At 57.3% G+C, this 24,460-nt stretch carries 21 protein-coding genes and 1 pseudogene; 12 read left to right on the top strand and 10 right to left on the bottom strand.

All coding sequences use genetic code 11. The features are described 5' to 3' along the window. The first annotated feature begins 4 nt into the window (after positions 1-4). The gene (locus AC4LE2_RS21030; RefSeq protein WP_491827991.1) at positions 5-778 is read left to right on the top strand and encodes a DeoR/GlpR family DNA-binding transcription regulator; all 774 of its coding nucleotides are present in this window, start codon (positions 5-7) and stop codon (positions 776-778) included. A gap of 4 nt (positions 779-782) precedes the next feature. Next, a complete protein-coding gene (gene glmS / locus AC4LE2_RS21025) occupies positions 783-2,615 on the top strand; it encodes a glutamine--fructose-6-phosphate transaminase (isomerizing) (RefSeq protein ID WP_491827990.1) in 1,833 nt (610 codons plus the stop codon). A gap of 49 nt (positions 2,616-2,664) precedes the next feature. Here the strand turns inward: glmS and AC4LE2_RS21020 are convergent, their stop codons facing one another. After that, positions 2,665-3,015 (bottom strand): hypothetical protein, encoded by a 351-nt coding sequence (locus AC4LE2_RS21020; RefSeq protein WP_491827989.1) that lies wholly within the window; start codon positions 3,013-3,015, stop codon positions 2,665-2,667. A gap of 92 nt (positions 3,016-3,107) precedes the next feature. Here AC4LE2_RS21020 and AC4LE2_RS21015 point away from each other — a divergent pair. Continuing rightward, a pseudogene (locus AC4LE2_RS21015) lies at positions 3,108-3,179 on the top strand (hypothetical protein); the annotation flags it as partial. Between the two features lie 120 nt (positions 3,180-3,299). Here AC4LE2_RS21015 and AC4LE2_RS21010 read toward each other — a convergent pair. Continuing rightward, the gene (locus AC4LE2_RS21010) at positions 3,300-5,153 is read right to left on the bottom strand and encodes an ABC transporter ATP-binding protein (protein ID WP_491827988.1); all 1,854 of its coding nucleotides are present in this window, start codon (positions 5,151-5,153) and stop codon (positions 3,300-3,302) included. Between the two features lie 154 nt (positions 5,154-5,307). Here AC4LE2_RS21010 and AC4LE2_RS21005 point away from each other — a divergent pair, with 154 nt between their 5' ends. Continuing rightward, positions 5,308-6,477 carry a hypothetical protein gene (locus AC4LE2_RS21005; RefSeq protein ID WP_491827987.1) on the top strand — a complete coding sequence of 390 codons (1,170 nt, stop codon included), beginning with the start codon at positions 5,308-5,310 and terminating at the stop codon, positions 6,475-6,477. Positions 6,478-6,534: 57 nt separating this feature from the next. Here AC4LE2_RS21005 and cls read toward each other — a convergent pair whose 3' ends face one another. Further along, positions 6,535-7,974, bottom strand: coding sequence for a cardiolipin synthase (cls, locus tag AC4LE2_RS21000; protein ID WP_491827986.1), 1,440 nt, complete (start codon positions 7,972-7,974; stop codon positions 6,535-6,537). Between the two features lie 126 nt (positions 7,975-8,100). Here cls and AC4LE2_RS20995 point away from each other — a divergent pair, with 126 nt between their 5' ends. Next, positions 8,101-8,628 (top strand): DUF3617 domain-containing protein, encoded by a 528-nt coding sequence (locus AC4LE2_RS20995; protein WP_491827985.1) that lies wholly within the window; start codon positions 8,101-8,103, stop codon positions 8,626-8,628. 15 nt (positions 8,629-8,643) lie between these two features. Here AC4LE2_RS20995 and AC4LE2_RS20990 read toward each other — a convergent pair whose 3' ends face one another. Beyond that, complete coding sequence (locus AC4LE2_RS20990) at positions 8,644-9,015, bottom strand: NADH:ubiquinone oxidoreductase (protein ID WP_491827984.1); 372 nt, start codon at positions 9,013-9,015, stop codon at positions 8,644-8,646. Between AC4LE2_RS20990 and AC4LE2_RS20985 the strand changes: the two genes are divergently transcribed. Next, entirely contained in the window at positions 9,014-9,937 is a 924-nt protein-coding gene (locus AC4LE2_RS20985) for a CobW family GTP-binding protein (protein ID WP_491827983.1), read from the top strand. The two genes, AC4LE2_RS20990 and AC4LE2_RS20985, sit on opposite strands and share 2 nt — an antisense overlap. On the opposite strand, the gene AC4LE2_RS20980 is transcribed toward AC4LE2_RS20985, so the two are convergent. Then, the gene (locus AC4LE2_RS20980; protein ID WP_491827982.1) at positions 9,938-10,327 is read right to left on the bottom strand and encodes a DUF3301 domain-containing protein; all 390 of its coding nucleotides are present in this window, start codon (positions 10,325-10,327) and stop codon (positions 9,938-9,940) included. It lies immediately after the preceding gene. 119 nt (positions 10,328-10,446) lie between these two features. Here AC4LE2_RS20980 and pdxY point away from each other — a divergent pair, with 119 nt between their 5' ends. After that, positions 10,447-11,319: a pyridoxal kinase PdxY gene (gene pdxY, locus AC4LE2_RS20975; protein ID WP_491827981.1), complete on the top strand. Its 873-nt coding sequence runs from the start codon at positions 10,447-10,449 to the stop codon at positions 11,317-11,319. Here the strand turns inward: pdxY and AC4LE2_RS20970 are convergent. Further along, on the bottom strand, positions 11,316-11,801 hold the full coding sequence (locus tag AC4LE2_RS20970; protein ID WP_491827980.1) for an acyl-CoA thioesterase: 486 nt from the start codon (positions 11,799-11,801) through the stop codon (positions 11,316-11,318). The two genes, pdxY and AC4LE2_RS20970, sit on opposite strands and share 4 nt — an antisense overlap. A gap of 202 nt (positions 11,802-12,003) precedes the next feature. Between AC4LE2_RS20970 and AC4LE2_RS20965 the strand changes: the two genes are divergently transcribed. Beyond that, positions 12,004-13,767 carry a cation:proton antiporter gene (locus AC4LE2_RS20965; protein WP_491827979.1) on the top strand — a complete coding sequence of 588 codons (1,764 nt, stop codon included), beginning with the start codon at positions 12,004-12,006 and terminating at the stop codon, positions 13,765-13,767. A 121-nt stretch (positions 13,768-13,888) separates the two neighbouring features. On the opposite strand, the gene AC4LE2_RS20960 is transcribed toward AC4LE2_RS20965, so the two are convergent. The 3 genes from AC4LE2_RS20960 to uvrD all read right to left on the bottom strand — a co-directional run bounded on the left by AC4LE2_RS20960 (position 13,889) and on the right by uvrD (position 17,582). Next, positions 13,889-14,296 carry an SMI1/KNR4 family protein gene (locus AC4LE2_RS20960; protein WP_491827978.1) on the bottom strand — a complete coding sequence of 136 codons (408 nt, stop codon included), beginning with the start codon at positions 14,294-14,296 and terminating at the stop codon, positions 13,889-13,891. Between the two features lie 118 nt (positions 14,297-14,414). Further along, positions 14,415-15,269, bottom strand: a complete 855-nt coding sequence (locus AC4LE2_RS20955) for a Tim44 domain-containing protein (RefSeq protein WP_491827977.1) — start codon at positions 15,267-15,269, stop codon at positions 14,415-14,417. Positions 15,270-15,395: 126 nt separating this feature from the next. Further along, the gene (uvrD, locus tag AC4LE2_RS20950) at positions 15,396-17,582 is read right to left on the bottom strand and encodes a DNA helicase II (RefSeq protein WP_491827976.1); all 2,187 of its coding nucleotides are present in this window, start codon (positions 17,580-17,582) and stop codon (positions 15,396-15,398) included. A 212-nt stretch (positions 17,583-17,794) separates the two neighbouring features. Between uvrD and AC4LE2_RS20945 the strand changes: the two genes are divergently transcribed. The 3 genes from AC4LE2_RS20945 to AC4LE2_RS20935 all read left to right on the top strand — a co-directional run bounded on the left by AC4LE2_RS20945 (position 17,795) and on the right by AC4LE2_RS20935 (position 21,931). Beyond that, entirely contained in the window at positions 17,795-20,680 is a 2,886-nt protein-coding gene (locus AC4LE2_RS20945; RefSeq protein WP_491827975.1) for an EAL domain-containing protein, read from the top strand. 75 nt (positions 20,681-20,755) lie between these two features. After that, positions 20,756-21,622 (top strand): transcriptional regulator HexR, encoded by an 867-nt coding sequence (gene hexR, locus AC4LE2_RS20940; protein ID WP_491827974.1) that lies wholly within the window; start codon positions 20,756-20,758, stop codon positions 21,620-21,622. Positions 21,623-21,730: 108 nt separating this feature from the next. Continuing rightward, complete coding sequence (locus tag AC4LE2_RS20935; protein ID WP_491827973.1) at positions 21,731-21,931, top strand: PA3496 family putative envelope integrity protein; 201 nt, start codon at positions 21,731-21,733, stop codon at positions 21,929-21,931. Here the strand turns inward: AC4LE2_RS20935 and AC4LE2_RS20930 are convergent. After that, the gene (locus AC4LE2_RS20930) at positions 21,894-22,835 is read right to left on the bottom strand and encodes a LysR family transcriptional regulator (protein ID WP_491827972.1); all 942 of its coding nucleotides are present in this window, start codon (positions 22,833-22,835) and stop codon (positions 21,894-21,896) included. The two genes, AC4LE2_RS20935 and AC4LE2_RS20930, sit on opposite strands and share 38 nt — an antisense overlap. A gap of 155 nt (positions 22,836-22,990) precedes the next feature. Here AC4LE2_RS20930 and AC4LE2_RS20925 point away from each other — a divergent pair, with 155 nt between their 5' ends. Continuing rightward, a complete protein-coding gene (locus AC4LE2_RS20925; protein ID WP_491827971.1) occupies positions 22,991-24,406 on the top strand; it encodes an acetyl-CoA carboxylase biotin carboxylase subunit in 1,416 nt (471 codons plus the stop codon). The last annotated feature ends 54 nt before the right edge of the window (positions 24,407-24,460 follow it).

Here is a 24,460-nt window from a genome sequence, read left to right as displayed (position 1 = left end):
GGCCATGACGAAACGTAATACCGCTCAAAGGCGCCATGCGATTCTCGCCCTGCTTCAAGCACAGGGCGAGGTCACCGTTGATGCCTTGGGTAGGCATTTCCAAACCTCGGACGTCACTATTCGCAAGGATTTGAGTGCGTTGGAAGCTAATGGGTTATTGCTTCGTCGTTATGGTGGGGCGGTGCCTGTGCCTCAAGAATTCATAGCAGGCGCCGAGCATAAACTTTCGGTTCATAAGCTTGCGATTGCCAAAGCGGCTGTGGCGCTTATCAAAGAGCACGCCCGCATCATCATCGATAGCGGCAGCACCACGGCTGCCATGATCCCGCACCTGGGCAAATTGCCAGGGTTGGTGGTCATGACCAATTCGCTGCAAGTGGCTACCGCCATTCGCGAGCTGGAGCCTGAGCCGGTGTTACTGATGACTGGCGGCACCTGGGATCCGCACTCCGAATCCTTCCAGGGCCAAGTGGCTGAGCAGGTGCTGCGGTCGTATGACTTTGACCAACTGTTCATCGGCGCGGATGGCCTGGACCTCGAACGAGGTACAACTACCTTCAACGAATTATTGGGCCTCAGCCGAGTTATGGCTGCTGCAGCACGGGAAGTGATTGTGCTGGCTGAAGCTAACAAAGTAGGCCGGCGTATACCCAACCTGGAGCTGCCCTGGGGCACCGTCCATACCCTTATTACCGATAATCGCTTGCCCGCCGAGGCGCGTGAGCAACTACAGGCACGCGGCGTCCGAGTGATCTGCGCGGCCCCTAGCCAGGAGTGAACCTATGTGCGGAATTGTTGGCGCTATCGCTGAACGTAACGTGTCCCCGATCCTCATCGAGGGCCTCAAGCGGCTCGAATACCGCGGTTACGATAGCGCCGGCGTAGCCATGATCGATAACGCCGGCCGCTTGGAGCGCCGCCGCCGGCCCGGGAAAGTGAGCGAACTGGAAGCCTTGCTGGAGCAGGCGCCCCTTACCGGCCGCCTAGGCATCGCACACACCCGCTGGGCCACTCACGGTGCGCCCAACGAACGTAACGCGCACCCGCACTTCTCTGGCAGCGTGGCCGTGGTTCACAACGGCATTATCGAGAACCATGAGCCGCTGCGCGTAGCGCTGAAAGCGCAGGGCTACGTATTCAGTTCTGAAACCGATACCGAAGTGATCGCCCATCTGCTGCACCGCGAGCTACAGACCACTGGCAGCCTGGTCGAGGCGCTACGTGCCAGCGTGCGTCAGCTGCACGGCGCGTATGGGCTGGCGGCCATCTGCCTGGCGGAGCCAGAGACCCTGGTCGCAGCCCGCAGTGGCAGCCCCTTGGTCATCGGGCTGGGGCTGGGTGAAAACTTCCTGGCCTCAGACCAACTTGCGTTGCGCCAGGTTACTGACCGGTTCATGTACCTTGAAGAAGGCGATATCGCTCAGATCAAACGCGACAGCGTAGCCATCTGGACTGGCGAAGGCGAAGCCGTGCAGCGTGAGGCTGTGCAATACCACGAAGGCGCAGAAGCGGCGGACAAGGGTGAGTACCGCCACTTCATGCTCAAGGAAATTCACGAGCAGCCCAAGGTGGTTCAGCGCACGCTGGAGGGTCGCTTGGGGCAAGAGCAGGTGCTGGTAGAGGCCTTCGGCCCTGGCGCGACGGCGTTATTCAAACGCGTGCGTAACGTACAAATCGTGGCGTGTGGCACGAGTTACCACGCGGGGATGGTCGCTCGGTACTGGTTGGAAGGCCTGGCTGGCATACCCTGCCAAGTGGAAGTCGCCAGCGAGTTTCGCTACCGCAAGGTCGTGGTCCCTGAAGGCACGCTGTTCGTGACCATTTCTCAGTCCGGTGAAACCGCAGATACCTTAGCCGCGCTCCGCTATGCCAAAGCATTAGGCTTTGTGGGCAGCCTGGCGATCTGCAACGTAGGCATCAGCTCATTGGTCCGTGAGTCCGACCTTACCCTGCTTACCCAGGCGGGCCCCGAAATCGGCGTAGCCTCAACAAAAGCCTTCACCACCCAACTGGTCGGCCTGATGCTGCTGACGCTTGCCTTGGGGCAGACCCAAGGTTCGCTCGAAGCCGGCACCGAAGCGCAGTTGGTGGAAGAGCTGCGTCGGCTGCCGATACGCTTGGGCGAAGCGCTGGCCATGGACGAGGCCGTAGAAAAAGTGGCCGAGCTGTTTGCCGAAAAGAACCACACGCTGTTCCTGGGCCGGGGCGCACAATTCCCCGTGGCCATGGAAGGGGCATTGAAGCTCAAGGAAATTTCGTACATTCACGCTGAAGCCTACCCGGCGGGTGAGCTTAAGCACGGCCCCCTGGCGCTGGTAGATGCCGACATGCCCGTGGTGACCGTTGCCCCCAATAACGCCCTGCTGGAAAAGCTCAAGTCCAACCTCCAGGAAGTGCGCGCCCGTGGGGGTGAGCTGGTGGTGTTCGCTGATGAAGACGCTCAACTGAGCAATGGCCCTGGCACCACTGTGGTCGCCATGCCGCACATCATCGATGCCCTGGCGCCTATCCTCTACACCGTTCCCCTGCAGCTGTTGTCTTACTACGTGGCGGTACTGAAGGGTACAGACGTGGACCAGCCGCGTAATTTGGCGAAGTCGGTGACGGTGGAGTAAGGGGGGCGGTGACCGGGCCGTTAGCCATTGAACCGCCCCGGTTGCTGGACTATTGGTAGTCGGGTTCTGCGTAGGCTTCTGCCAGAAGGGCCTGGGCGTGTCCTTCAAGGAAGTCAAAAACCTCCTCTTGGATATATCCGTTGTATTGCTTCCGCTGGCCCTTTGATACGACCCCATTCTGGTCTATGCACTGCATAATCAGCTTACTCAAGAGGCTGCCGCGCACGTCGTAGTTGTCATTAACCACTTTGAGCAACGTGTCGTATCGTTGCAAATACTCGGTTTCTTCCCTCAGTTCTACTTCCAATGCCCGCTTGGCCATTTCCAGCGTGGAGGTCACACATTCCGTCGCATCCCAGTAGCGATAAAGGCTTGGGTCGCCGGTGAACTTAAGCGACATGTTGTCGGCATCGAACCAACGAACGTCCCAGAATTGCCGCGCAGGTTTCGAGAAGCTCTGCAAAGCTTCAATGGTCGAACTCGCTGGCCCTGATGAAGCGAGCCAGCAGGGGCCTACTGGACCACTTCGCTTCGCAGATACCGATGGGCCGGGTAGGCGACCCAGACGAGATTGCCAAGGCTGCAGTATTCCTAGCCTCCGACGACGCCAGTTTTCATTACCAGCGCCGAGTTGTTTATAGACGGGGGCTTCTGCCAGCGCTAGGCCACGACTCAGGCCGGTACCTATTCCATGGCCTCAAGTACCCCTTGGTCTTCGCCCAGGAACCCACCGCTCTGGTGCTGCCACAGCCGTGCGTAGGTGCCGTTTTTCGCGAGCAATTCGGCATGGGTGCCTTGCTCGATAATCTGGCCGTTGTCCATGACGATCAGCCGGTCCATGGCTGCGATCGTGGACAGCCGGTGGGCGATGGCGATCACCGTTTTGCCCTCCATCATTTCATTCAGGCTTTCCTGGATAGCGACCTCGACTTCCGAGTCCAGCGCACTGGTAGCTTCGTCTAGCAGCAAGATGGGCGCGTTCTTCAGGATGACCCGTGCAATGGCGATGCGCTGACGCTGGCCGCCAGAGAGTTTGATGCCGCGCTCCCCAACCAGAGTGTCATAGCCGGTGTGGCCTTGCTTGTCGCTGAGCTGGCTAATGAACAGGTCGGCTTGAGCATTGACGGCCGCGTTGTGGACGTCCTCATCAGTGGCATCCGGGCGGCCGTAGGCGATGTTGTCGCGAATGGACCGGTGGAGGAGGGATGTGTCCTGGGTAACCATGCCGATGGCGCTACGCAGGCTCTCTTGCGTGACCTGGGTGATGTTCTGCCCGTCGATGCGGATCTCCCCGCTGTCTACGTCGTAAAACCGTAATAGCAGGTTGATCAGCGTGGACTTGCCCGCCCCTGAGCGGCCTACTAGGCCGATTTTCTCGCCTGCACGAATGTTCAGGCTCAAGCCATCGAGCACTTGGCGTTCGCCATTGTAGTTAAAGCTCACCTTATCGAAGGTGACGGCACCCCCTGACGTCGTGAGCACACCGGCATCAGGCGCATCCTGCACCTTCGGGCCGCGCGTGAGGGTGTCCATGCCGTCTTGTACCGTGCCGATGTTTTCGAACAGCGACGTCATCTGCCACATGATCCAGTGAGACATACCGTTGATGCGCAGTGCCATGGCCGTAATTGCCGCCACCGCTCCGGTGCCCACCTCACCTTGGTGCCATAACCACAAGGCGTAACCGCCAGCGCTGAAGATAAGCAACACCACTAGCGCCTGGTTAACGATCTCGAACTGGCTGACCAGGCGCATTTGGCGAAAGCCGGTCTGCTTGAAATCTTCCATGGCGGCGCGTGCGAAGTGTGCTTCGCGCTTGGAGTGCGAGAACAGTTTTACGGTAGTGATGTTGGTATAGGCATCGGAAATGCGTCCGGTCATGGAAGATCGGGCATTGGCTTGCTCTTGCCCAACATCCCCCAGGCGTGGCACGAAATACCACATGGCCAGGCCGAACAATACGACCCACGCAATGAAGGGCAGCATCAGCTTGAGTGCAAACCCGCCGGCCAATGCGATGATCGCAATGAAATACACGCCGATCCCAGGCACGATTTCAATCACGGTAAATAGCACTTCACGCACGGACAGCGCGGTCTGCATCACCTTGGTGGTCACACGGCCGGAGAACTCGTCTGAAAAGAACGACAAGCTTTGGCGCAGCATCAGGCGATGAAAATTCCAGCGCAGCCGCAGTGGCAAGTTGATAGCCAACACTTGGTGCTGGACCATGGTACGTGCCGCGACCAGCACAATGCTGATGATCAGCACAATACCAATCCCCCACAGCACGTGGCTTTCCTGCCCACTCGCCTCGCCGCCTGCCTGCCACGTTGAGAGTAAATCCACGACCCGGCCGAGGAATGAAAACAGCCAGGCTTCATAAATCGAGACCCCAGCGCTCAGTAATGCCATGGCCAGGATGTAGCCGCGAGCGCCTTGCGTGCACGCCCACAGGAACTTCGCCAAGCCAATAGGGGGTGGCGGCGACTCGTCAGGCGGGAAGGGATCGAGCCATCGTTCAAGCGCGCGAAGCATTAGTGTTCTCCAGATGATCAGGTGAGTGAATTCTGACAGTTAATGGGGGTGTTGAGGGGTTTGAGAGGGTGATGGCCTATACGTGCCTTTGAAGGGAACCGAACCCTAAACGCTGCCACATAGACTCACAATCAATTCATTTGTGAGGTCGCGCATGTCAACGATAGGAATTGGGCCCGCCGAGCGCGGATTTGGCCCAGGTAACGACTCATTCGGCCAACCCGAGCGTTTTAAAGACAGCCCTGGGCAGCAAAGCGGCGGCCAGGTCGCCTTTGGCGGCCTTCAAAACGGCCAGGTTAGTTTTGGCGGGCAAACGCCTCAGGTCAGCGACAGCCGCGTGGGGGGCAACCAGCAAGTTGGGAATAATGTTGACCAGGCGTTGATGGATAAAGTGCGTGAGCTGGTGCAGACGATTCTGCAGATGCTTCAGAACAGTCAAAATGGTACCGGTGACGCTTCTCAGGAGAGCAATACACCATCTCAAAAGTCTGTAGCTCCAGCAGGCGATGCCTCCGGTACGTCAGCGGCTGAATCGCAGACCCCTGAATCTACGGCTCAGGCCTCCGCTACGCCCCAGTCGGCTGAAGCGGCACCCCAAGCCTCCGATACGCCTCAGACGGCTGAAGCAGAACCCCAAACCACCGCTACACCTACAACTACCGCGCCTACTACCCCTGCATCCGCCCAAAACAGCCCTAGCGATGTACAGGGGCAAGCCTCGATAACCCCCGCAGCATCGAGCGCTGCGGTAGGCGACAACCCGACGGCGGGCACTGGCCCTCGATCCTTCAACATCACCAATAACCAAGACCATGCGATCAAGATCGGGCAGTTCGACAAGAACGACAAGCTGACTGCTGAATTGACATTACAGCCTGGGCAGAAAGGTACGATGAAGTTCGAAAACGACACCACGGGTTTGCTGAAGCAGGCCGGTGTGGATGAAAAAGGTGATGCCAAGTACGGCTCGGATGCCAGCCGTTTAGAGTTCTATAACGGCTTTATCAACATGAGTGACATCGATGGCCGCAACGCCGCCATCCATGCTAAAGACGATAAGGGCTTCGAAATCGGCAGTACCAAGAGTATCGTTGACAAGGCACCTAGCGACCTGGTGACAACAGATGCAGGTGGCAATAAGACCATCGCAGGCTGGTATGACGGCTCAACCGATAAGATGAAGCAGGCCGGTGAGTTCTTGCAGGGGCAATTGGGTACCGGTGCAATCTATATACACCCTAACGACGATACCTTGGGCCCAGGTAATAACCCGATGCGTGAGACCCAATCCATGTCCTTGGATGTAACGTTCGGCAAGCCATAATCAGTGAGTAAGGCACCAATTAGTTAACGGCGCCCTGATAGAGCGGCTGCGGGTGGCTTACAGCACCGGTGAAATCAACCGGGCTACCCGCATGCCTAGCTTGAGTACTCGGTGAGTCTTCTTGCTGTCAGCCACGGTCATTTCTTTGGCCAGAGAAAAATCCTCCTCCAGCATTGCAGCCACTTCGGCCGTAAAGGCGGTATCGACCGTCAGCAGCATGACTTCGAAATTCAGCCGGAATGACCGGTTGTCGAGGTTTGCGCTGCCTATGGCACTGATATCGTCGTCTACCAACACCACCTTTTGATGCAGAAACCCAGGCTGGTAGCGGAAAATGCGGATGCCCGCTCTTACCGCTTCGCTGGCGTACAGGCTGGAAGCGGCATAAACGATTCGGTGATCCGGGCGAGAAGGGATCAGTATTCGTACGTCTACGTTTCGCAGTACTGCCAGGCGAAGCGCGGCGAATACAGCCTCATCGGGGATGAAATAGGGTGTTGTTATCCACAGCCTGCGCTTGGCGCTGTTGATCGCCTCTATGAAGAACAGCGCACAGGTTTCTTGAGGGTCAGCAGGGCCTGTGGGTAACACTTGGCACAACGCACCTGCCTCTGGATAAGCATCCGGCAACAGCAAGGGCGGCAACTGGCGCGCTGCCCAGAACCAGTCTTCTGCAAAGCTCTCCTGCAAGCTGGCCACCGCCGGGCCTGTTACCCACACGTGCGTGTCCCGCCAAGGGCTAAGGGGAGGGCGGTCGCCCAGGTATTCATCGCCAACGTTATGGCCGCCAAGAAAACCAATCTTGCCATCCACCACAACGATCTTACGGTGGTTACGGAAGTTGACTTGAAAGCGGTTCAGCCCAGTGCTACCTGCCGAGAACGCATGCACTTCTACACCGGCGCGCTTGAGGGTTTCTGTGTATTTTCTGGGTAACGCGTGGCTGCCGATCTGATCAAACAGCAGGCGAACTGCAACGCCTTGACCGGCCTTTTCAAGCAGTGCGGCTTGCAAGCGCCTGCCGATCAAGTCGTCGTGAATGATAAAGAACTGAATCAGCACGACCTGCTCGGCGTCTCGAATCGCTTCGAGAATGCGTTGAAAGGTAGCTTCACCGTTGATCAACAGGCCAACAGTATTGTTAGCGAGGCACGGCATTCGGCCTAGCCGCGGTAAGGCCCTAAGCTCTGCGTAAGCCTCTGAGCCCTTCGCGGCCATGGCTTCTTCTACCCAGGGTCGCCAGTTCAGGTGAGCGATGGCTTCCTGCATTTCCCGGTTGGCCTGTCGGCGCGCCTCTACGTATTCATCGAAGGTGCTTCTGCCAAACACCAAGTACGGCAGCAATGTGAGGTAGGGGATAAAAAACAGCGACATCGCCCAGGCAATTGCACCTTGAGCAGTACGCACAGTGAGCAGTGCGTGCACCGCAGCAATGGCGCCTATGGTATGAATGACCGCAAGTAGATAGCCGAAAAACGCGGCGCTGTGAGTGTCCATGTAAAAAGGTCCGCATCCTGGCAATGATGAGTATGGGACTCCCCGCTGCGCTAAATGTGCGGCCTTTTACGTTGCAACGTATTAGCCTACAAGGCGTCCAATCTGGGCATAGTTGAGGAGCAAGTTATGAAGGTTATCAAGGGCATTGCTTTGCTCGGTGTATTGGGTACCACCCTGAGTGCTCACGCACAGATGTTGCAGCCAGGGTTATGGGAGTTGACTACCAGCAACATGCAGGTAGAAGGTAAGCCAATGCCAGATCTACAGCAGATGCTCGGGCAGCTCCAAATGCTTCCACCAGAGCAAAGGGCAATGATGGAGCAGGTGCTGGCCAAGCAGGGCATTACCCTGGGCGGCAACGGCATCAGGTCCTGTCTGACCCCCGAGCAGGTGAAAGCTAACGACATACCCTTGCAAGACCCCAAGTCTGGCTGTACCCAGCGTATTACTGAGCGCAAAGGTAACGTTTGGACCTTTTCCTTTACCTGCCCCAAAGCGCAGGGCGCAGGCACGGCGACCTTCCTCAGTGATAGGGAATTCACCACCCAGGTGGCGGGCACCTTCAATGCTACGGGTGCAGCCCAGAAAGGAAGCATGAATACCAAGGCTGTGTGGATAGGCGCAGACTGTGGCAACGTTAAGCCACGTCAATAGTTCCACGTGGAACATTCAGTTGCCGTGTTGCCATACACCCTGGCTTTGCCCTTCACAGAAAGGTTTCAGGAAGCGGGTGTCTGACGCTATTCCGTAATAATGTATGTCCTGCGTGTAAGGCATGTTAGCCACGTGGGCGCCGCTACAAATGCCAAAGGCGCCCGTGGGGCAGTGTTCCACGTAATCCACTTCAGTCTGCTGGCCTTTAAGGTCAGGCTTGCAAAAACCATCGGAGAACAAGTGCTCCGGGATAGTGCGGTTTTGCTGGCACACCTTCACATCCACGTGATCACCTTGGCTGTGCACTACGCATGCTTGTGCAGACGCCTGGGAAGGCGAGATTAAGCTGGCTACCAGGGTGATTGTTAAAAATGGTCTGCGCCACATGCTTGAAAATATCCCTACGTATGTCCTGGCCGGGCCATTGGGCGCCGGTAAAACCAGTATCGTACGATACTGGTTGAGCCAACGTCCTGCGAATGAACGCTGGGCCGTCTTGGTAAATGAATTCGGCGCAGTCGGCCTGGATGCTGCATTGTTGAGCACCGGGCAGGACGAGATTGCCATCGCTGAAGTTGCAGGCGGGTGTGTATGCTGCACCAATGGCGCGCCCTTTACCGTCGCGCTCAGTCGTCTGATTCGCCAGTCAAAACCTGACAGAGTGATCCTTGAACTTTCGGGCCTCAGCCACCCCAAACCATTGCTGCGTCAGCTACACGCACCGCCCTGGGCGGGCGTGCTTGCAGTGCAACCACTGACTGTCGTGCTGGACGGTGCGGTACTGAATGAGGGAGGCGAAATCCCACAGGCTATTCGGGCAGTTATGAATGATGCGAGCAACATTGTTGTTAATAAAGCTGAGTACATAACAGATAACAGACGCAGCCGGGCTCAGGCTGGATTTCCTTCCCTGGCCACATGGGTAACTCGCGGGCAACTGGAGATGCCTGGGGTAAGTGCTGGGCCCTCTACAAGCGTATTGCCTGCCCGGCAGCCCATGCTGTTCAGGCAGCACACTACGCTAGAGGCGGCATCAGGCCATTGGAGTAAAGGCTGGCACCTATCGCAGGAGGAGCAGGTTGACCTTTGTAGGGTGGAAGCATTTCTAAGTAGATGGCCTTGGTGCAGGGCAAAAGCCATCCTTCATACGCAAGAAGGCTGGGTATCTACTAACCTAGTGCCCGGTCAGCTCGCTACATGGCGAGCAAGTGAATGGCGTAAAGACAGCCGTCTCGAGCTGATTTTCGATGAGCCGCAGTGCGATGCAACCCTCAACCTGGAGTGGGCGGCATGCATACTGCCGCTATGATCAAGGCTGACTACGCTTGTGCGTTTGCCGCCATTGACTGAGTTCGATGACCTCAGCAGAGGGCGTCTGTTTTATTTCGAATGGATAAGGCGCGAGCTCAATAACAGCCGAATGGGCGCCAAATTGCGTAATAGTGCCGGGGTGGCGTTGTTCGCCGGTCACCGTAAACTCAAAGCCATAGACGCGAGCAAACCGCTTGCGACCCTGTGCATCCTTGGCCAGCGCAAACCGTTTAAAGGCTACATTGTCATCGAGCAACATAAGGTCAAGCCGGCTGCAATGAGCCCGTACCTTGGCAAGTGCTTTCTCGCGAAGCCCATGGTTGTGCCAGAACCAAGCGCCTGTGCATGCAAATAACAGCAGCACGGCAAGATTTTCAAGGGTTAACATCGACAAGAGCTCCATCGGGACCAGACCAGCTTAACTGTCGGCCTGGCCTGTCGTACAGCGGGCTTTTCACGCATCATAGGGCATTGGAACTTACCTATTTCGATGCGTTGGATTATTTGATGAAACGTACTCCTCACGTGCTTGCCATTCAATCACACGTGGTGTTTGGCCATGCAGGTAACAGCGCAGCGGTGTTCGCCATGCAGCGAATCGGGGTCAATGTCTGGCCGCTCAATACTGTTCAATTCTCGAACCATACACAGTATGGCCAATGGACCGGGAGCGTGCTGCCCGCTCAGCAGATTCCAGAACTGGTTCGCGGTATTTCCGCGATTGGTGAACTGGGAAATTGCGATGGCGTAGTAAGCGGTTACTTGGGCAGTGAGGCACAAGGGCGTGCCATTCTCGAGGTAGTGAAGGCTGTAAAAGAGGCCAACCCGCGCGCACTGTACCTGTGTGACCCTGTAATGGGTCATGCTGAAAAAGGCTGCGTTGTGGCCCCCGAGGTTACTGACTTCCTATTAGGCGAAGCGCTGCCCCAGGCGGACATCCTGTGTCCTAACCAGCTGGAGCTCAATACATTCCTTGGCCGTATGCCAGGCACCTTACAGGACTGCGTGGAGATGGCGCGCGAGCTGACAACCCGCGGGCCAAGTATGGTCATGGTGAAACACCTGGCCTACCGGGATAAGTCGCCTGAGCATTTTGAAATGCTGCTGGTGACCTCTGACGAGGCCTGGCATTTGCAGCGGCCGCTACTGGCGTTTCCACGACAGCCGGTTGGGGTAGGCGACCTGACGTCAGGCTTGTTCATGTCACGGTTGCTGCTTGGGGACGCACCTACGGCTGCGTTTGAGTTCACAGCAGCCGCTGTTCATGAGGTGTTGCTAGAAACCCAGGCGTGCGCCACCTATGAGCTGCAACCGATACGTGCGCAAGATCGCATCGCTCACCCCCGCGTGCGTTTCGACGCAGTACGCTTGGCCCGTTAAAGCCCATCGGCCTTCAGGTCCTGATAGCGCTGCTCCAGTTCCTGACGAATCTGACGCCGCTGTCGGCCTTGGGCGAACCGGCGCTTCTGCTCGCTGGTTTGCGGGACCAACGCGGGCACAGGCACGGTGCGTCGGTTTTCATCCACGGCAACCATGGTGAAAAAACAGCTGTTGGTGTGGCGTACGCTTCGCTGCTGAATATTCTCGGTCACCACCTTGATACCCACTTCCATGGAGGTATTACCGGTGTAGTTGACCGAGGCCAGGAAGGTTACGAGTTCGCCTACGTGAATCGGCTCTCGGAAAATCACCTGGTCCACCGAAAGCGTTACCACATACCGGCCCGCATAGCGGCTGGCGCACGCATAGGCTACTTCATCCAAATACTTGAGCAACGTACCGCCGTGGACATTGCCAGAGAAGTTTGCCATGTCTGGCGTCATCAGTACGGTCATTGTCAGCTGGGCGTTTCCAGGTTCCATAATGCGCTCGCGGTTATTGATCCAAGGGCAGCGGTGTAAAGGCTGCAAGGGTATAGCTGACGGAAGAATTACGGTACCCGTCACGGGTCATTGTGTTTAAGACATTTCCCACAGGGCTTTCTGTTTCCTGATATTGCCAAAAGCCAGCAGGCTGATTGCCAGTGTTAGGGTAAGTCTTTCCTAACGACCGGAGTGTACGAAAGTGCATGCTATCGCTTTCATTCAAGACCTGGCCGTGATCATGCTGGTAGCTGGGATTGTCACGGTGATCTTCCACCGTCTCAAGCAGCCCGTAGTGCTTGGCTACATTGTTGCAGGTTTTATTATTGGGCCTCATACCCCACCGTTTGGCTTTATTCATGATGAAGAAACCATCAAGATCCTGGCCGAATTGGGGGTGGTATTCCTGATGTTCTGCCTGGGGCTGGAGTTTAGCCTGCGCAAGTTGTTCAAGGTCGGTGCTACCGCCTTTGTGGCTGCGCTACTGGAAATCACTCTGATGATCTGGGTGGGGTATGAGATAGGCAACGCATTTGGCTGGGGGACCATGGATGCATTGTTCTTGGGGGCTATTCTTGCAATCTCTTCCACGACCATCATTGTGAAGGCACTTAATGACCTGAAGATGAAGAACCAACGGTTCGCTCAGTTGATCTTTGGGGTTCTGATCGTAGAAGACATCTTGGGTATCGGGATCATTGCGCTGTTATCCGGCATTGCGGTGAGTGGCAGCGTAAGCTCGGGTGAAGTAGCGGCAACCGTTGGCAAACTCGGGCTTTTCATGGTGGTAGCCCTGGTTGTCGGGATCGTCGTAGTGCCCCGCTTGCTAGCGCATGTGGCAAAGGCTGAAAGCGATGAAATGCTGCTAGTAGTGGTCTTAGGCCTTTGTTTCGGGTTCTGCTTATTGGTCGTAAAACTGGGTTACAGCATGGTGCTGGGCGCCTTCTTGATTGGCGCGATCATGGCCGAGTCAAGGCATCACCGTAAGATAGAACGGCTGGTAGAGCCGTTGAGAGACACCTTCAGCGCGATCTTTTTCGTAGCCATTGGGCTGATGATCGAGCCCCGAGTGCTGGTGGAGTACGCCGTGCCCATCGTGTCAATCACGGCAGCCGTAGTGCTGGGTAAGATCATTTCCTGCAGCCTGGGCGCATTTCTCGCCGGTAACGATGGGCGTACGTCTCTGAAAGTCGGCATGGGCCTTTCTCAGATAGGCGAGTTCTCGTTCATCATCGCAGCATTGGGCATGACGCTTGAGGTCACCAGTGACTTCCTCTACCCGGTCGCTGTAGCCGTTTCGGCCATTACCACGCTGCTCACACCTTACCTTATCAAAGCGTCCGACCCGTTTGCGGCTATGCTAACGCGTTGCGTGCCTACGCCTCTGGCCCGTGTATTTGGCACCTACGGCGAGTGGCTTCGCGGGATCAAGCTGGAAGGTCAGCGCGCGGCATTCGCGGGCATCGTGCGCCGCATCCTTCTGCATGTGACTATCAACTTGGCGCTGGTGGTTGCGATCTTCTTTAGCTGCGCTCATTTCGCACCAGCCGTGGGTGAAGTGCTGTCCCCGTGGATAGCCGGTGAGCAGGGCCAGAAGGGCGTGCTGTTCGCGACTGCATTGCTGCTGTCCATGCCGTTTCTGATCGCGGCTTATCGCAAGCTAGGGGCATTGGCGCTGTTGTTGGCCCAGGCTGGCATGCGCCTGAAATTGGCAGGTGCCTATACCGAGCGGCTACAGCTAACGATGTCGCAAGTGATACCCGTGGTGTTCATAGGCCTGGTGATTTTCCTGGTGGCCGCATTGTCGACCAGTATCTTGCCGACGCGAGAAATGCTGATATTGGTGGGCGTGGCCGCACTGGTATTCGTAACGCTTTTCTGGCGCTGGTTGATCAGGGTGCATGCACGCATGCAAATGGCGCTGGTCGAGACGTTGGAAAGCCCTAGCGGGCCCACTGAGCACTAACGAAGAAGTAATACGAGTAAGTACGCGAACGATAGCCAGGGTGAGGCTATCGTTCGCTTGCGTGCGGCGGGGGCAAACTGCGCAGGATAGTCACTGCGCATCAGTGATGCCAGGGGTTGACTCAGCTTTCGAGCCAGACGTCTCTGGCCCAGTGCCAGACTGATTCCCAGCTTTCCTCTGTGACCAATTCTTCCTCTGCGCTCCACAGCACTACCGTGCCGTCTTCCTCTACGCAGTAGTAATCATCGCCGTCCTGGCAGATAGGAATCAGCTCTCGGGGTACGCCTAAGTCCCACGCGGTAGCGGCTACCTCTGGCAGGTAGGTATGGGATTGAGGGTCTGTAACCGTAACAGGTTCGAGCGCCCCATACACCACGTCGCTAACTGTGAGCAAAAACTCTTTGAAGACGAAGGGGACGTTGATGAAGAGCTGCTCTTCGATTTCGACCAGTTGGTCTTCGTCGGGTAATTCCAGCGGGACTGGAACCGGCTCATTGGCTTCCCGAAGTTGCTCGATGACTTCTTCCACTTTACTGACCTATGCCTATAACACGAGGGGCGGGGTTGCCTACACGATATTAAGTCATGGCCCAAAAAGCAAAACCCCGGATATGGAATCCGGGGTTTCAGTGCCGAGCGGTGCCAAATCAACCGTTTTGACGAATACCGGCGATTAGCCAAGGCTGGTTCTCGCCAGGCTGACGCTCCATGTTCCAGCTTTCGCTAAACGCCTCGCCTTTGTCGAAGCGTGAATCCTTGGATACCCCACTGAATGTCAGGGTAGCAATCGTCTTGTCAGCGCGATCGTCAAGGCCATCTAGCTGTACTGATAGGTTATCAATGTAAGTGGATTGATAGCCTTCACCCAGTGACGTACGTTCCTGACGCAGGAACTGCAACATTTGTGGTGTAACGAACTCGGCGATCTTATCCATTTCATTGGCATCCCAGTGCTGCTGCAGGGCCAGGAAATGCTCGCGGGCAGCGCCCAGGAAGTTCTGCTCGTTGAACCAGGCAGGGGCCTGAATAGCCGGGCGAGCCGCCGAGCCGGATGCGCCACCGAACGGAGAGGCAGGCGCAGCATCGGGCTGAGCTTCACGCTGGTAGGCCGGGTGGCCTGCCATGGCGACTTGAGGCTGCTGCTTGCGGCGCCGTGACGAGATAAACCGGAAGATCACGAAGGCTACAAGGGCAATCAAGAGGAAATCAAGAAGCTGGAAGCCTTCGAAACCATCACCCATGAACATGGAGGCCAGTAAGCCACCGGCTGCAATACCTGCCAAAGGGCCTAACCAGCGCGAGGCACCGCTAGGCGCGCCGGGGGCACGACCTGATTGAGCAGGGGTGGTAGCCGACTGTTGAGAAGGGCTGGCTTGGCGCGTTTGATGGCTAGGCGCGGAGCCCATGGATTGACCACCGCCAAACCGCTTGGCCGCGCTGGCGTCCAGGCTGAATGACAGACTGAGGCACAGCGCCAGTGCGATGCTTAAAAAACGTTGCATGAAGGCATTCCCATCTTTAATGGACAGAGCGTGCGCCATGTTGCACGGTGGCAGTTTGGATAGCTAGCAACAGATTGTTTCCGGCTTTTACGGAAAATTCCTACAGCCTGGTTAGATCTAAAGGGCTTAATCCAACGGCACCAGCTTGGCATACCCCAGCATCAACCACTTACTCCCTTCGGAGAAGTTCACCTGTACCCTGGCCTGAGCGCCAGCGCCTTCAAAGTTGAGGATCACACCCTCACCGAACACCGCATGTTGGACACACTGCCCGAGGTTGAACACGGTGTCCGGAATACCCGCCTGGCCGAAGATACTGCCGATATTGGGTTTGGCCTGACCGCCAAAGGGGCGGCTGACACTATTGGAGAGGCGTACTTCCTGCAATAAGTTGGCCGGAATCTCGCGTACGAAGCGGGACACCTTGTTGTACGTTTCGCTACCGTATAACCGACGTGTCTCGGCATACGTCATCACCAACTGCTGCATGGCGCGGGTAATGCCTACATAGGCCAGGCGTCGCTCTTCTTCCAATCGGCCGGGTTCTTCAAGGCTCATCTTGTGCGGGAACAAGCCTTCTTCCAGCCCTACCAGGAATACGAACGGAAATTCCAGGCCCTTGGCGCTGTGCAGGGTCATCAGCTGGATGCTGTCTTCGTGTTCGTCTGCCTGGGTGTCGCCGGCCTCCAGTGAGGCGTGACCCAAGAACGCAGCCAGTGGCGTAAGGTCTTCTTCGCCTTCGCCGTTTTCGAAGTTGCGTGCCGCACTGACCAGCTCTTCAAGGTTCTCTACACGCGCTTGGCCTTTTTCACCTTTCTCTTCCTGGTGGTAGAGGATCAAGCCTGCCTGTTCGATCACGGTTTGAGTCATGACGTGCAAGGGCATGGTGACCGTTCGGGTTGCCAAATCCTCGATCAGGTCCATGAAAGCTTGCAGTGCATTGGCGGCACGCCCGGTCAGGCCTTTATTGGCGACCAGTTGGCGCATGGCCTCCCACATGGACACTTCAGCCTGGCGGGAATGCGCACGAATGGCCTCGACCGTCTTTTCGCCGATACCCCGTGGCGGAACATTAACGACGCGCTCCAGTGCAGCGTCATTGGCGCGGCCGTCCAGCAAGCGCAGGTAAGCCATCGCGTTTTTGATTTCAGCACGCTCGAAGAAGCGTTGGCCCCCATAGATGCGGTACGGAATACGCTCGCGCAGCAAGGCCTCTTCAAGTACCCGTGACTGTGCGTTGGAGCGGTACAAGATCGCCACTTCGCTACGGGCCAGGCCTTTCTTTAGCGCACTTTCAATGGTTTCTACGACATAACGTGCTTCGTCATGTTCGTTGTAAGCGGCGTAGAGGCTGATGGGTTCGCCATCGCTACCGTCGGTCCAGAGCTCTTTGCCAAGGCGACCGCTGTTATTGGCGATCAAGGCGTTGGCGGCGTTGAGGATGCCCGCCGTGGAGCGATAGTTCTGCTCCAGGCGGATCAGTTCGGCGTCAGGGAAGTCTGTCGTGTATTGGCGAATGTTCTCGATACGTGCGCCGCGCCAACCGTAGATAGACTGGTCGTCGTCGCCCACCACCATCAGGCTTTGACCGCCCTTGGCCAATAGACGAAGCCAGGCGTATTGAACGGCGTTGGTATCCTGGAATTCGTCCACCAGCACATGACGGAAGCGCCGCTGGTAATGCTCCAGCAGGCTGGGGTTGTCTCGCCAGAGGTCCAGGGCACGTAACAGCAACTCGGAAAAATCGATAACCCCTGCACGTTCACACGCGGCTTCGTATGCTTCGTAGATGCTCCGCATGGTTGCCAGGAACAGATCGCCATTGGGCTGGATGTGCTGAGGCCGCAGGCCTTCGTCTTTTTGCCCATTGATAAACCACTGCGCCTGGCGCGCCGGCCAGCGCTGCTCGTCCAGCCCGAGCTCGCGGATCACGCGCTTGACCAGGCGTTGCTGATCGTCACCATCGAGTATCTGAAAGCTTTGCTTGAGCTTGGCTTCCTGCCAATGCGCCCGCAGCAAGCGATGAGCCAGGCCGTGGAAGGTACCTACCCACATGCCCGCCGGGCTGATACCCATGAGCTGTTCGATACGGTGCCGCATCTCAGCTGCTGCTTTGTTGGTAAAGGTTACTGCCAACAACGAGTGCGGCGAAGCGTGCTCGACCTGCATCAACCAGGCGATGCGGTGTACCAGCACGCGTGTTTTACCGGAGCCAGCGCCGGCCAGGACCAACTGACGGCCGACGGGGGCGGCGACCGCCTGGCGTTGGGCATCGTTGAGCGAATTAAGCAAAAGAGAGAGGTCATCATGCATGTCGGCATTCTAGGGTGCGGGCCGACCTTGAGCAAACGCTGCTTACAACCGGTTTGCCCGGCGCTGCCGCGCAGCCAATGCGCACTCGCTGTCAGTTGAAGAGCCCCGAACGGCGGCATAACCGGCCTAACCCTTCCTACGACACTGCAATCCTCTGAATCTTGTGTATGCTGCCATTCATTGAGGTAAGCCCTGAACAAGAATAAACGCCTATGGCCCCTGAGCACCGCTTCGCCGGGTGGTTTACGCCTGTGCAACGCGAACTGGATACCGACTTCACCGCTAATCTGGCCGTAGAGCGCACCCGCCTGCTCTATCAAGGATCATTGGTGCCGACCTTGTTGATGCTGCTCACCGGATTGGTGTGCTCGTGGATACTGTGGGCGCCAGGTCATCACCTGCTCGTGAGCGTATGGCTAGGGTGGTTGATGACCCTCGTCACTCTGCGCGTGATCCAGGTGGCTGCATTCGATGCCGCCATGCCCAATCGCCAAGCAGCGCCGGTATGGCGGCGGATGTTTTTACTGGGCTCTGCCGCCAGTGGCCTTACCCTCGCCGGTGCCGCGATTCTGCTGGCGCCCTTTAATAGCTTTTTGCAGCAAGCCTGGATTTTCGGCCTTCTGGGCGCCGCCGCACTGTCCGCCAGTATTGCCTATGCGGTCAGTTTCACAGCCTTTTTGAGCTTTGCGGTACCCTGCTTGCTGCCGCCGGTCATGTGGCTGTATTTCAACGGTGGTGTTCGCCAGCAAGGCTGGGCGTGGCTGGGGCTGATGCTATTGGGGTCGTTGTGTATCGTTGCCTGGCAGGTTAACCGCCTGATCGAGCATGGCCTGCTAAGGCGCTTTCAGAACCAAGCCTTGATCGCCAGCCTCCGCGAAGAGCAAGCAATGATCTCCCGCCTTAATCGAGAGATGAGCGAAGAGATGGACCGCCGTCTGGCAGCTGAGCAGGCGTTACGGGCCATTCAGGTCAACCTGGAAGAGCGGGTGGCAGAACGCAGCCTGCAATTGGACCAGGTTAATCAGGACTTGAGCAAAAGCCAGGCCCGCCTTGCCTTGGCACTGGAAGCCAGCGAATTGGGCCTCTGGGATTGGGACCTGCGCACTGACGAGGTGCACCACACCCAATTGGAGCGCCTGTTCGACATCGCTCACCAAAGCAAACCGGTGTTGCTCAAACATTTGATGCCGCGCCTGCACCCCGCAGACCTGCCTGCACTCAAAAGTACCCTGATCGCCCACCTCAAGGGCCGAACGGAAGATTACCGTGTTGAGTACCGGATACGGCACAGCGAGGGGCACTGGCTATGGGTGGAAGACCGTGGCAGGGCGGTAGAGCGCACGCCGGGTGGGCGGGTACTGCGCATGCTGGGCACGCGCCGCGATATTACCCAGGTAAAAGCGCAGGAAGAGCAACAGCGGCTGGCAGCGACCGTACTCGAGGCCATGAGCGAAGGCATCGTCGTACTTGATCCAGACTTCAACATACTCGCCATCAACCGTGCTTTTACCGGCATTACAGGCTACGAGCCGGCGCATTGCATAGGTGAAGCACTGCTTGAGCTGCCTTGTAGTCGCGACGTACGGCGGCAGTTTCCGTCAATTCATCAAATGCTGTTGGAGCGCGGCAGTTGGCAAGGCGAAGTGGTCGAAGCCCGACACAACGGTGAACTCTACCCTCAATGGCTGCAACTGAGCGCGGTGATGAACGAGCACGGAGCGCTCAGCCGAGTGGTCATGTTTTGCTCGGACTTATCATCGCGCCGGGCCTCCGAAGAGCGTCTGCACTACCTGACGTACCATGACGAACTGACCGGCCTGGGTAATCGAGGCCTGTTTAGGCAGCGGCTCCATGATGCCTGCCAACGGCTGCGCCACAACGGGCGCAGCCTGGCATTGCTGTATATCAACCTGGACCGCTTCAAATTGCTGAACGACAGCTTCGGTCACGACACTGCAGATCAGGCGTTACGCCAGGTGGCCAGGCGTATCAGCTCGGCGCTGCCCGATGCCGATACCGTTGCACGGCTGTCGGCAGACGAATTTGCCGTACTCTTCGATGCCCACACCAGCCTATCAAGCCTTATCCGGGTCACAACCCGGCTACTGAGCAAACTGCGCGCGCCGTTGCGCCTGGGTGAACACGACCTTATCGTCACGGCGTCCATTGGTATCAGCTTGTTGCCTGACACCAGCCGTGAAGGGCCTGTGCTGCTCAATCAAGCCGACATTGCCATGAAACAGGCTAAACGCTTGGGCGGCGATGGGTTTGAGTTCTATACCGAGTCAATGCAGGCCGATGCCTATGACCGGTTGCAGCTTGAAAGCCAGCTACGGCGCGCGTTGGAGCTACACCAGCTTGAGGTGTTCTATCAGCCTAAGTTGGGTTTAGGTAGGGATACCCTTGAAGGGGTAGAAGCACTTGTCCGCTGGCGTCACCCCCAGCGAGGGCTTATCGCACCAGATGCCTTTATCGAGCTGGCTGAAGAAACCGGCCAGATCACGGCCATTGGGGAATTCGTCCTGCGTACTGCGTGTCGCCAGGCACGGGCTTGGCAGCGCCAGGGGCTGGGCGAACTGCGTATGTCGGTGAACCTGTCGGGGCAGCAATTGCGCTACGGCAACCTGGTAAGCCTTATTCGCCAGGTATTGGCCGAAAGTGGCCTGGCCCCTGCGTTGTTAGAGCTTGAGCTCACAGAAAGCCAGTGGCTGGACAACATCAGTGCTATTCACGCCACCTTTGCTCAATTGCGTGGAATGGGCGTGATGCTAGCGATTGACGACTTCGGCACAGGCTACTCCGCGCTTAGTTACCTCAAGCAGCTGCCGGTGGACTACGTAAAGCTGGATCAGGCGTTTGTGCGCGAATTGGGGGATAGCACCGCAGATGCCGCCATCACTCAGGCGGTCATTACCATGGCCCACGGCCTAGGGTTGAAGGTCACCGCAGAGGGTGTGGAAACCGCTGAACAATTGCAGGTGCTGCGTGAGCAAGGGTGCGATGAGGTGCAAGGCTACCTGGTTGGCAGGCCGGTGCCGGCAGCAGAGTTCGAGCAATGGTTGCTGGTAAAGGGCAGTGATGGGGCGACCTTCGTTTGACTGGGCCTGAGATAGCCCATGTAGTATAACTACAAAAAACCGTGGCCCAGCCCGACACAATATGAGTCTTGCCCTTTGAACCTTTTGCAACACATTGCCCAATCCCGCCATCTGCTACGCAAGTCGGAGCTGAAGGTAGCCGACCATGTATTACTTGATCCCGCGGCGGTGATGCATAGCTCCATGGCCGACCTAGCCCACAATGTAGGTATCAGCGAGCCTACTATCGTGCGGTTTTGCCGTGCCATCGGATGTACCGGGTTCCAGGACTTAAAGCTCAGGCTTGCTCAAAGCCTGGCGGCCGGCGCCAGCTTCGGCCAGTTCGCGATCCATGAAGATGATTCGGTCGCAGACTTCAGCCTGAAAATTTTCGACACTACGTTGCATACCTTGATGGAAGTACGGGAGCGCCTGGATGCCGAGGCGCTGCAACGCGCGATTACGGCCATGGCGCACGCCCACCGGGTAGAGTTCTACGGGTTCGGCGCTTCTGGTGCGGTAGCGGCCGATGCACAGCACAAGTTTTTTCGCCTGCTGCTCACTGCCGCGGCGTACTCGGACCCCCACATGCAGGCTATGTCCGCCGTCACCTTGAAGCCAGGCGATGTTGCCGTGTGTATCTCTCAAACAGGCCGTTCGAAGGACTTGTTGAACAGTGCAAACCTGGTACGCGACAGTGGCGCCTCGCTCATTACGCTATGCCCCAGCCAAACACCCTTGGCCGAGCTGTCCACGGTAAACCTGGCAATCGATGTACACGAAGACACCGAAATCTATACGCCGCTTACGTCTCGCATCGCCCACCTGGTCGTTATCGATGTATTGGCCATGGGTGTCGCCATGGCCCGAGGCCCGACCCTGGTCAACCACTTGAAGAGCGTAAAGCGCAGTTTGCGCGGCCTTCGGTTATCCCCAAAATCCATCAGGCATTTTGAAGAATAACCACTCAGTTACACGCTAGTGCGTCACGTGCCTGTCATGGAGTTGCCCTTAAAGCGTAACCGCCTTTAGCCATCCTTTAGCTCTCGCAAGCCTACTAGGAGAAGCAAAATGGCGCGTTCCTATGAAAGCCTGGGCAGCACCAAGACCCGTCGCCAGGAAGAAGATTCGCGGCGCATGACCTTTCGCCGCGCGATTGAGAGCCGCACTGATGCGCGCAGGCTGCTGGCTGAAACCGTCGACTTCCCCGAACTGCATGCCTGGTATGCAGGGGCTATGGAACGCGAGCAAAGTGTTCAGCCAGGGCACTGATCTGGGCCCGCTCTTCTCGGACAAACCGTAGGAAGGCCTCCGCCACGGGAGAAGGCCGTCTGGTCTTCGCCCGCACCAGGCACCAGCTTCTGCGCAACGGCAACTCCACGACCGGCAGCTCGCGAAGTACTCCACTGCGCAGCTCGCCTACGATGCTGTGGCGGCTTAGCAATGCCAAGCCAAGGCCTGCGACCACGGCTTCACGCTGAGCTTCGGCTGATCCCACCTCCAGGGTCTGAGCAAAATGCATGCGTTTTTCTTTTAAAAAGGCATCGCAGGCCATACGCGTGCCTGACCCCGGCTCACGTATTAACAGCGGCCATGCTTCCAACGCCTGCAGCTCAAGCGCCTCGGCTTGACACAGCACGTGGTGTGGCGGAGCCACGGCGATGATGTCGTTAGTGAGGAAGGGGAGAAATTCGAGGTTCATGTCTTGAGGCACCAGCGACATGATTAGCAGGTCATCACGGTTGTCTGCCAGCCGCCGCAGGGCTTGAGCACGGTTGACCACGCTCAGCACCAGGTTAATGTCCGGGTGGTTTTTTCGGAAGGCTGCAAACAGATGGGGCAAAAAGTACTTGGCGCTTGATTCCACTGCGAGCGTTAACTGCCCCTGCAGTGAGCCTTGTAAGTCCGACAGTTGCATATCGAATCGCTCAAGGCACCCGAAGATATCCCGGCTCGTGGCTTGAAGGGCTAGCGCGGCTTCGGTCAGGTACAGCTTTTTCCCAACGTATTCAAACAACGGTTGCCCTACCAATTCTTCAAGTTGCCTGATTTGCAGGCTGACCGCAGGCTGTGTGAGCGCCATTTCCTCCGCCGCTCGGCTAAAAGACCGAAGGTCGCAGACTTCGTTGAAGACCCTTAGCTGACGGAGCGTAAGGCGCATCAGTGATTTACGCATCGCAGCATCCACGCCCAAAAGTCGTAACTATAAGGTTTTACTAATGGGTAGCCCAATAAACTCTGATTATTATTTATCGATCCCCACCGTTAGGGTGTAGTGGTGCCTGCTTGAGTCGTGAGGCATTGCGTACCTAATGGACGAGGGAATACCACATGATAAAAAAGATCCTCATTGCCAATCGGGGTGAAATCGCGGTTCGTATCGTGCGGGCCTGTGCAGAAATGGGTATTCGCTCAGTAGCGGTTTACGCCGACGCTGACCGTCACGCACTACACGTCAAGCGGGCGGATGAAGCCCATAACCTTGGCGCCGACCCCCTCGCGGGTTATTTGAATCCTCGCAAGTTGGTCAACCTGGCGGTCGAAACCGGGTGTGACGGCTTGCACCCTGGGTATGGCTTTCTCTCGGAAAATGCCGAATTGGCAGAGATTTGCGCTCAGCGGGGCATCAAATTCATTGGCCCTTCGGCGGATGTCATCCGCCGCATGGGCGACAAGACCGAAGCACGGCGCACCATGATCGCTGCCGGCGTGCCGGTTACGCCCGGCACCGAAGGCAACGTTGCCGACCTGGCCGAAGCCTTGCGCGAAGGCCAGCGCATTGGCTACCCCGTCATGCTAAAGGCAACGTCAGGGGGCGGCGGGCGCGGTATCAGGCGATGTAACTCCCGCGATGAACTCGAACAAGCCTTTCCAAGGGTGATTTCCGAGGCCACCAAGGCTTTTGGCTCGGCTGAAGTGTTCTTGGAGAAGTGCATCGTCAACCCTAAGCACATCGAAGCCCAGATTCTGGGTGACAGTCAGGGCAACGTGGTGCACCTGTTTGAGCGAGACTGCTCCATCCAGCGGCGCAACCAGAAGCTCATCGAGATTGCGCCCAGCCCTCAACTGACGCCAGAGCAGCGTGCCTACATTGGTGACTTAGCGGTACGCGCGGCCAGCGCGGTGAAGTATGAGAATGCCGGGACCGTGGAGTTTCTGCTTGCCGAGGGCGAGGTGTACTTCATGGAAATGAACACCCGGGTGCAGGTGGAGCACACCATCACCGAAGAAATCACCGGGTTGGATATTGTCCGCGAGCAGATCCGTATCGCCTCGGGCTTGCCGCTTTCTGTAAAGCAGGAAGACATTCAGCACCGGGGCTTTGCGCTGCAGTTTCGTATCAATGCCGAAGACCCGAAGAACAACTTCTTGCCCAGCTTTGGCAAGATCACCCGCTACTACGCACCAGGCGGCCCCGGGGTACGCACCGATACTGCGATCTACACCGGCTATACCATTCCGCCGTTCTACGACTCGATGTGCCTGAAGTTGGTGGTTTGGGCGTTAACGTGGGAAGAGGCCCTGGCGCGTGGCCTGCGCGCCCTTGATGACATGCGGGTGCAAGGGGTCAAAACCACCGCGGCGTATTACCAGGAAATCCTGCGCAATGCTGAATTTCGTAATGGGGAGTTCAATACCAGTTTCGTTGAGAGCCACCCGGAACTGACCCAGTACTCGATCAAGCGCAAGCCTGAAGAACTGGCACTTGCCATCGCCGCCGCCATTGCCGCCCACGCCGGCCTTTAAATACCGCGACAGGTTGGGCGTTGACAGCGCATATAAAGGCGAGCAGGCCTCAAC

Source organism: Pseudomonas sp. 9.3L (assembly GCF_058536285.1).
The sequence above is the reverse complement of the archived record's forward strand: the minus strand, read 5'-3'. Positions and strand labels throughout refer to the sequence as shown.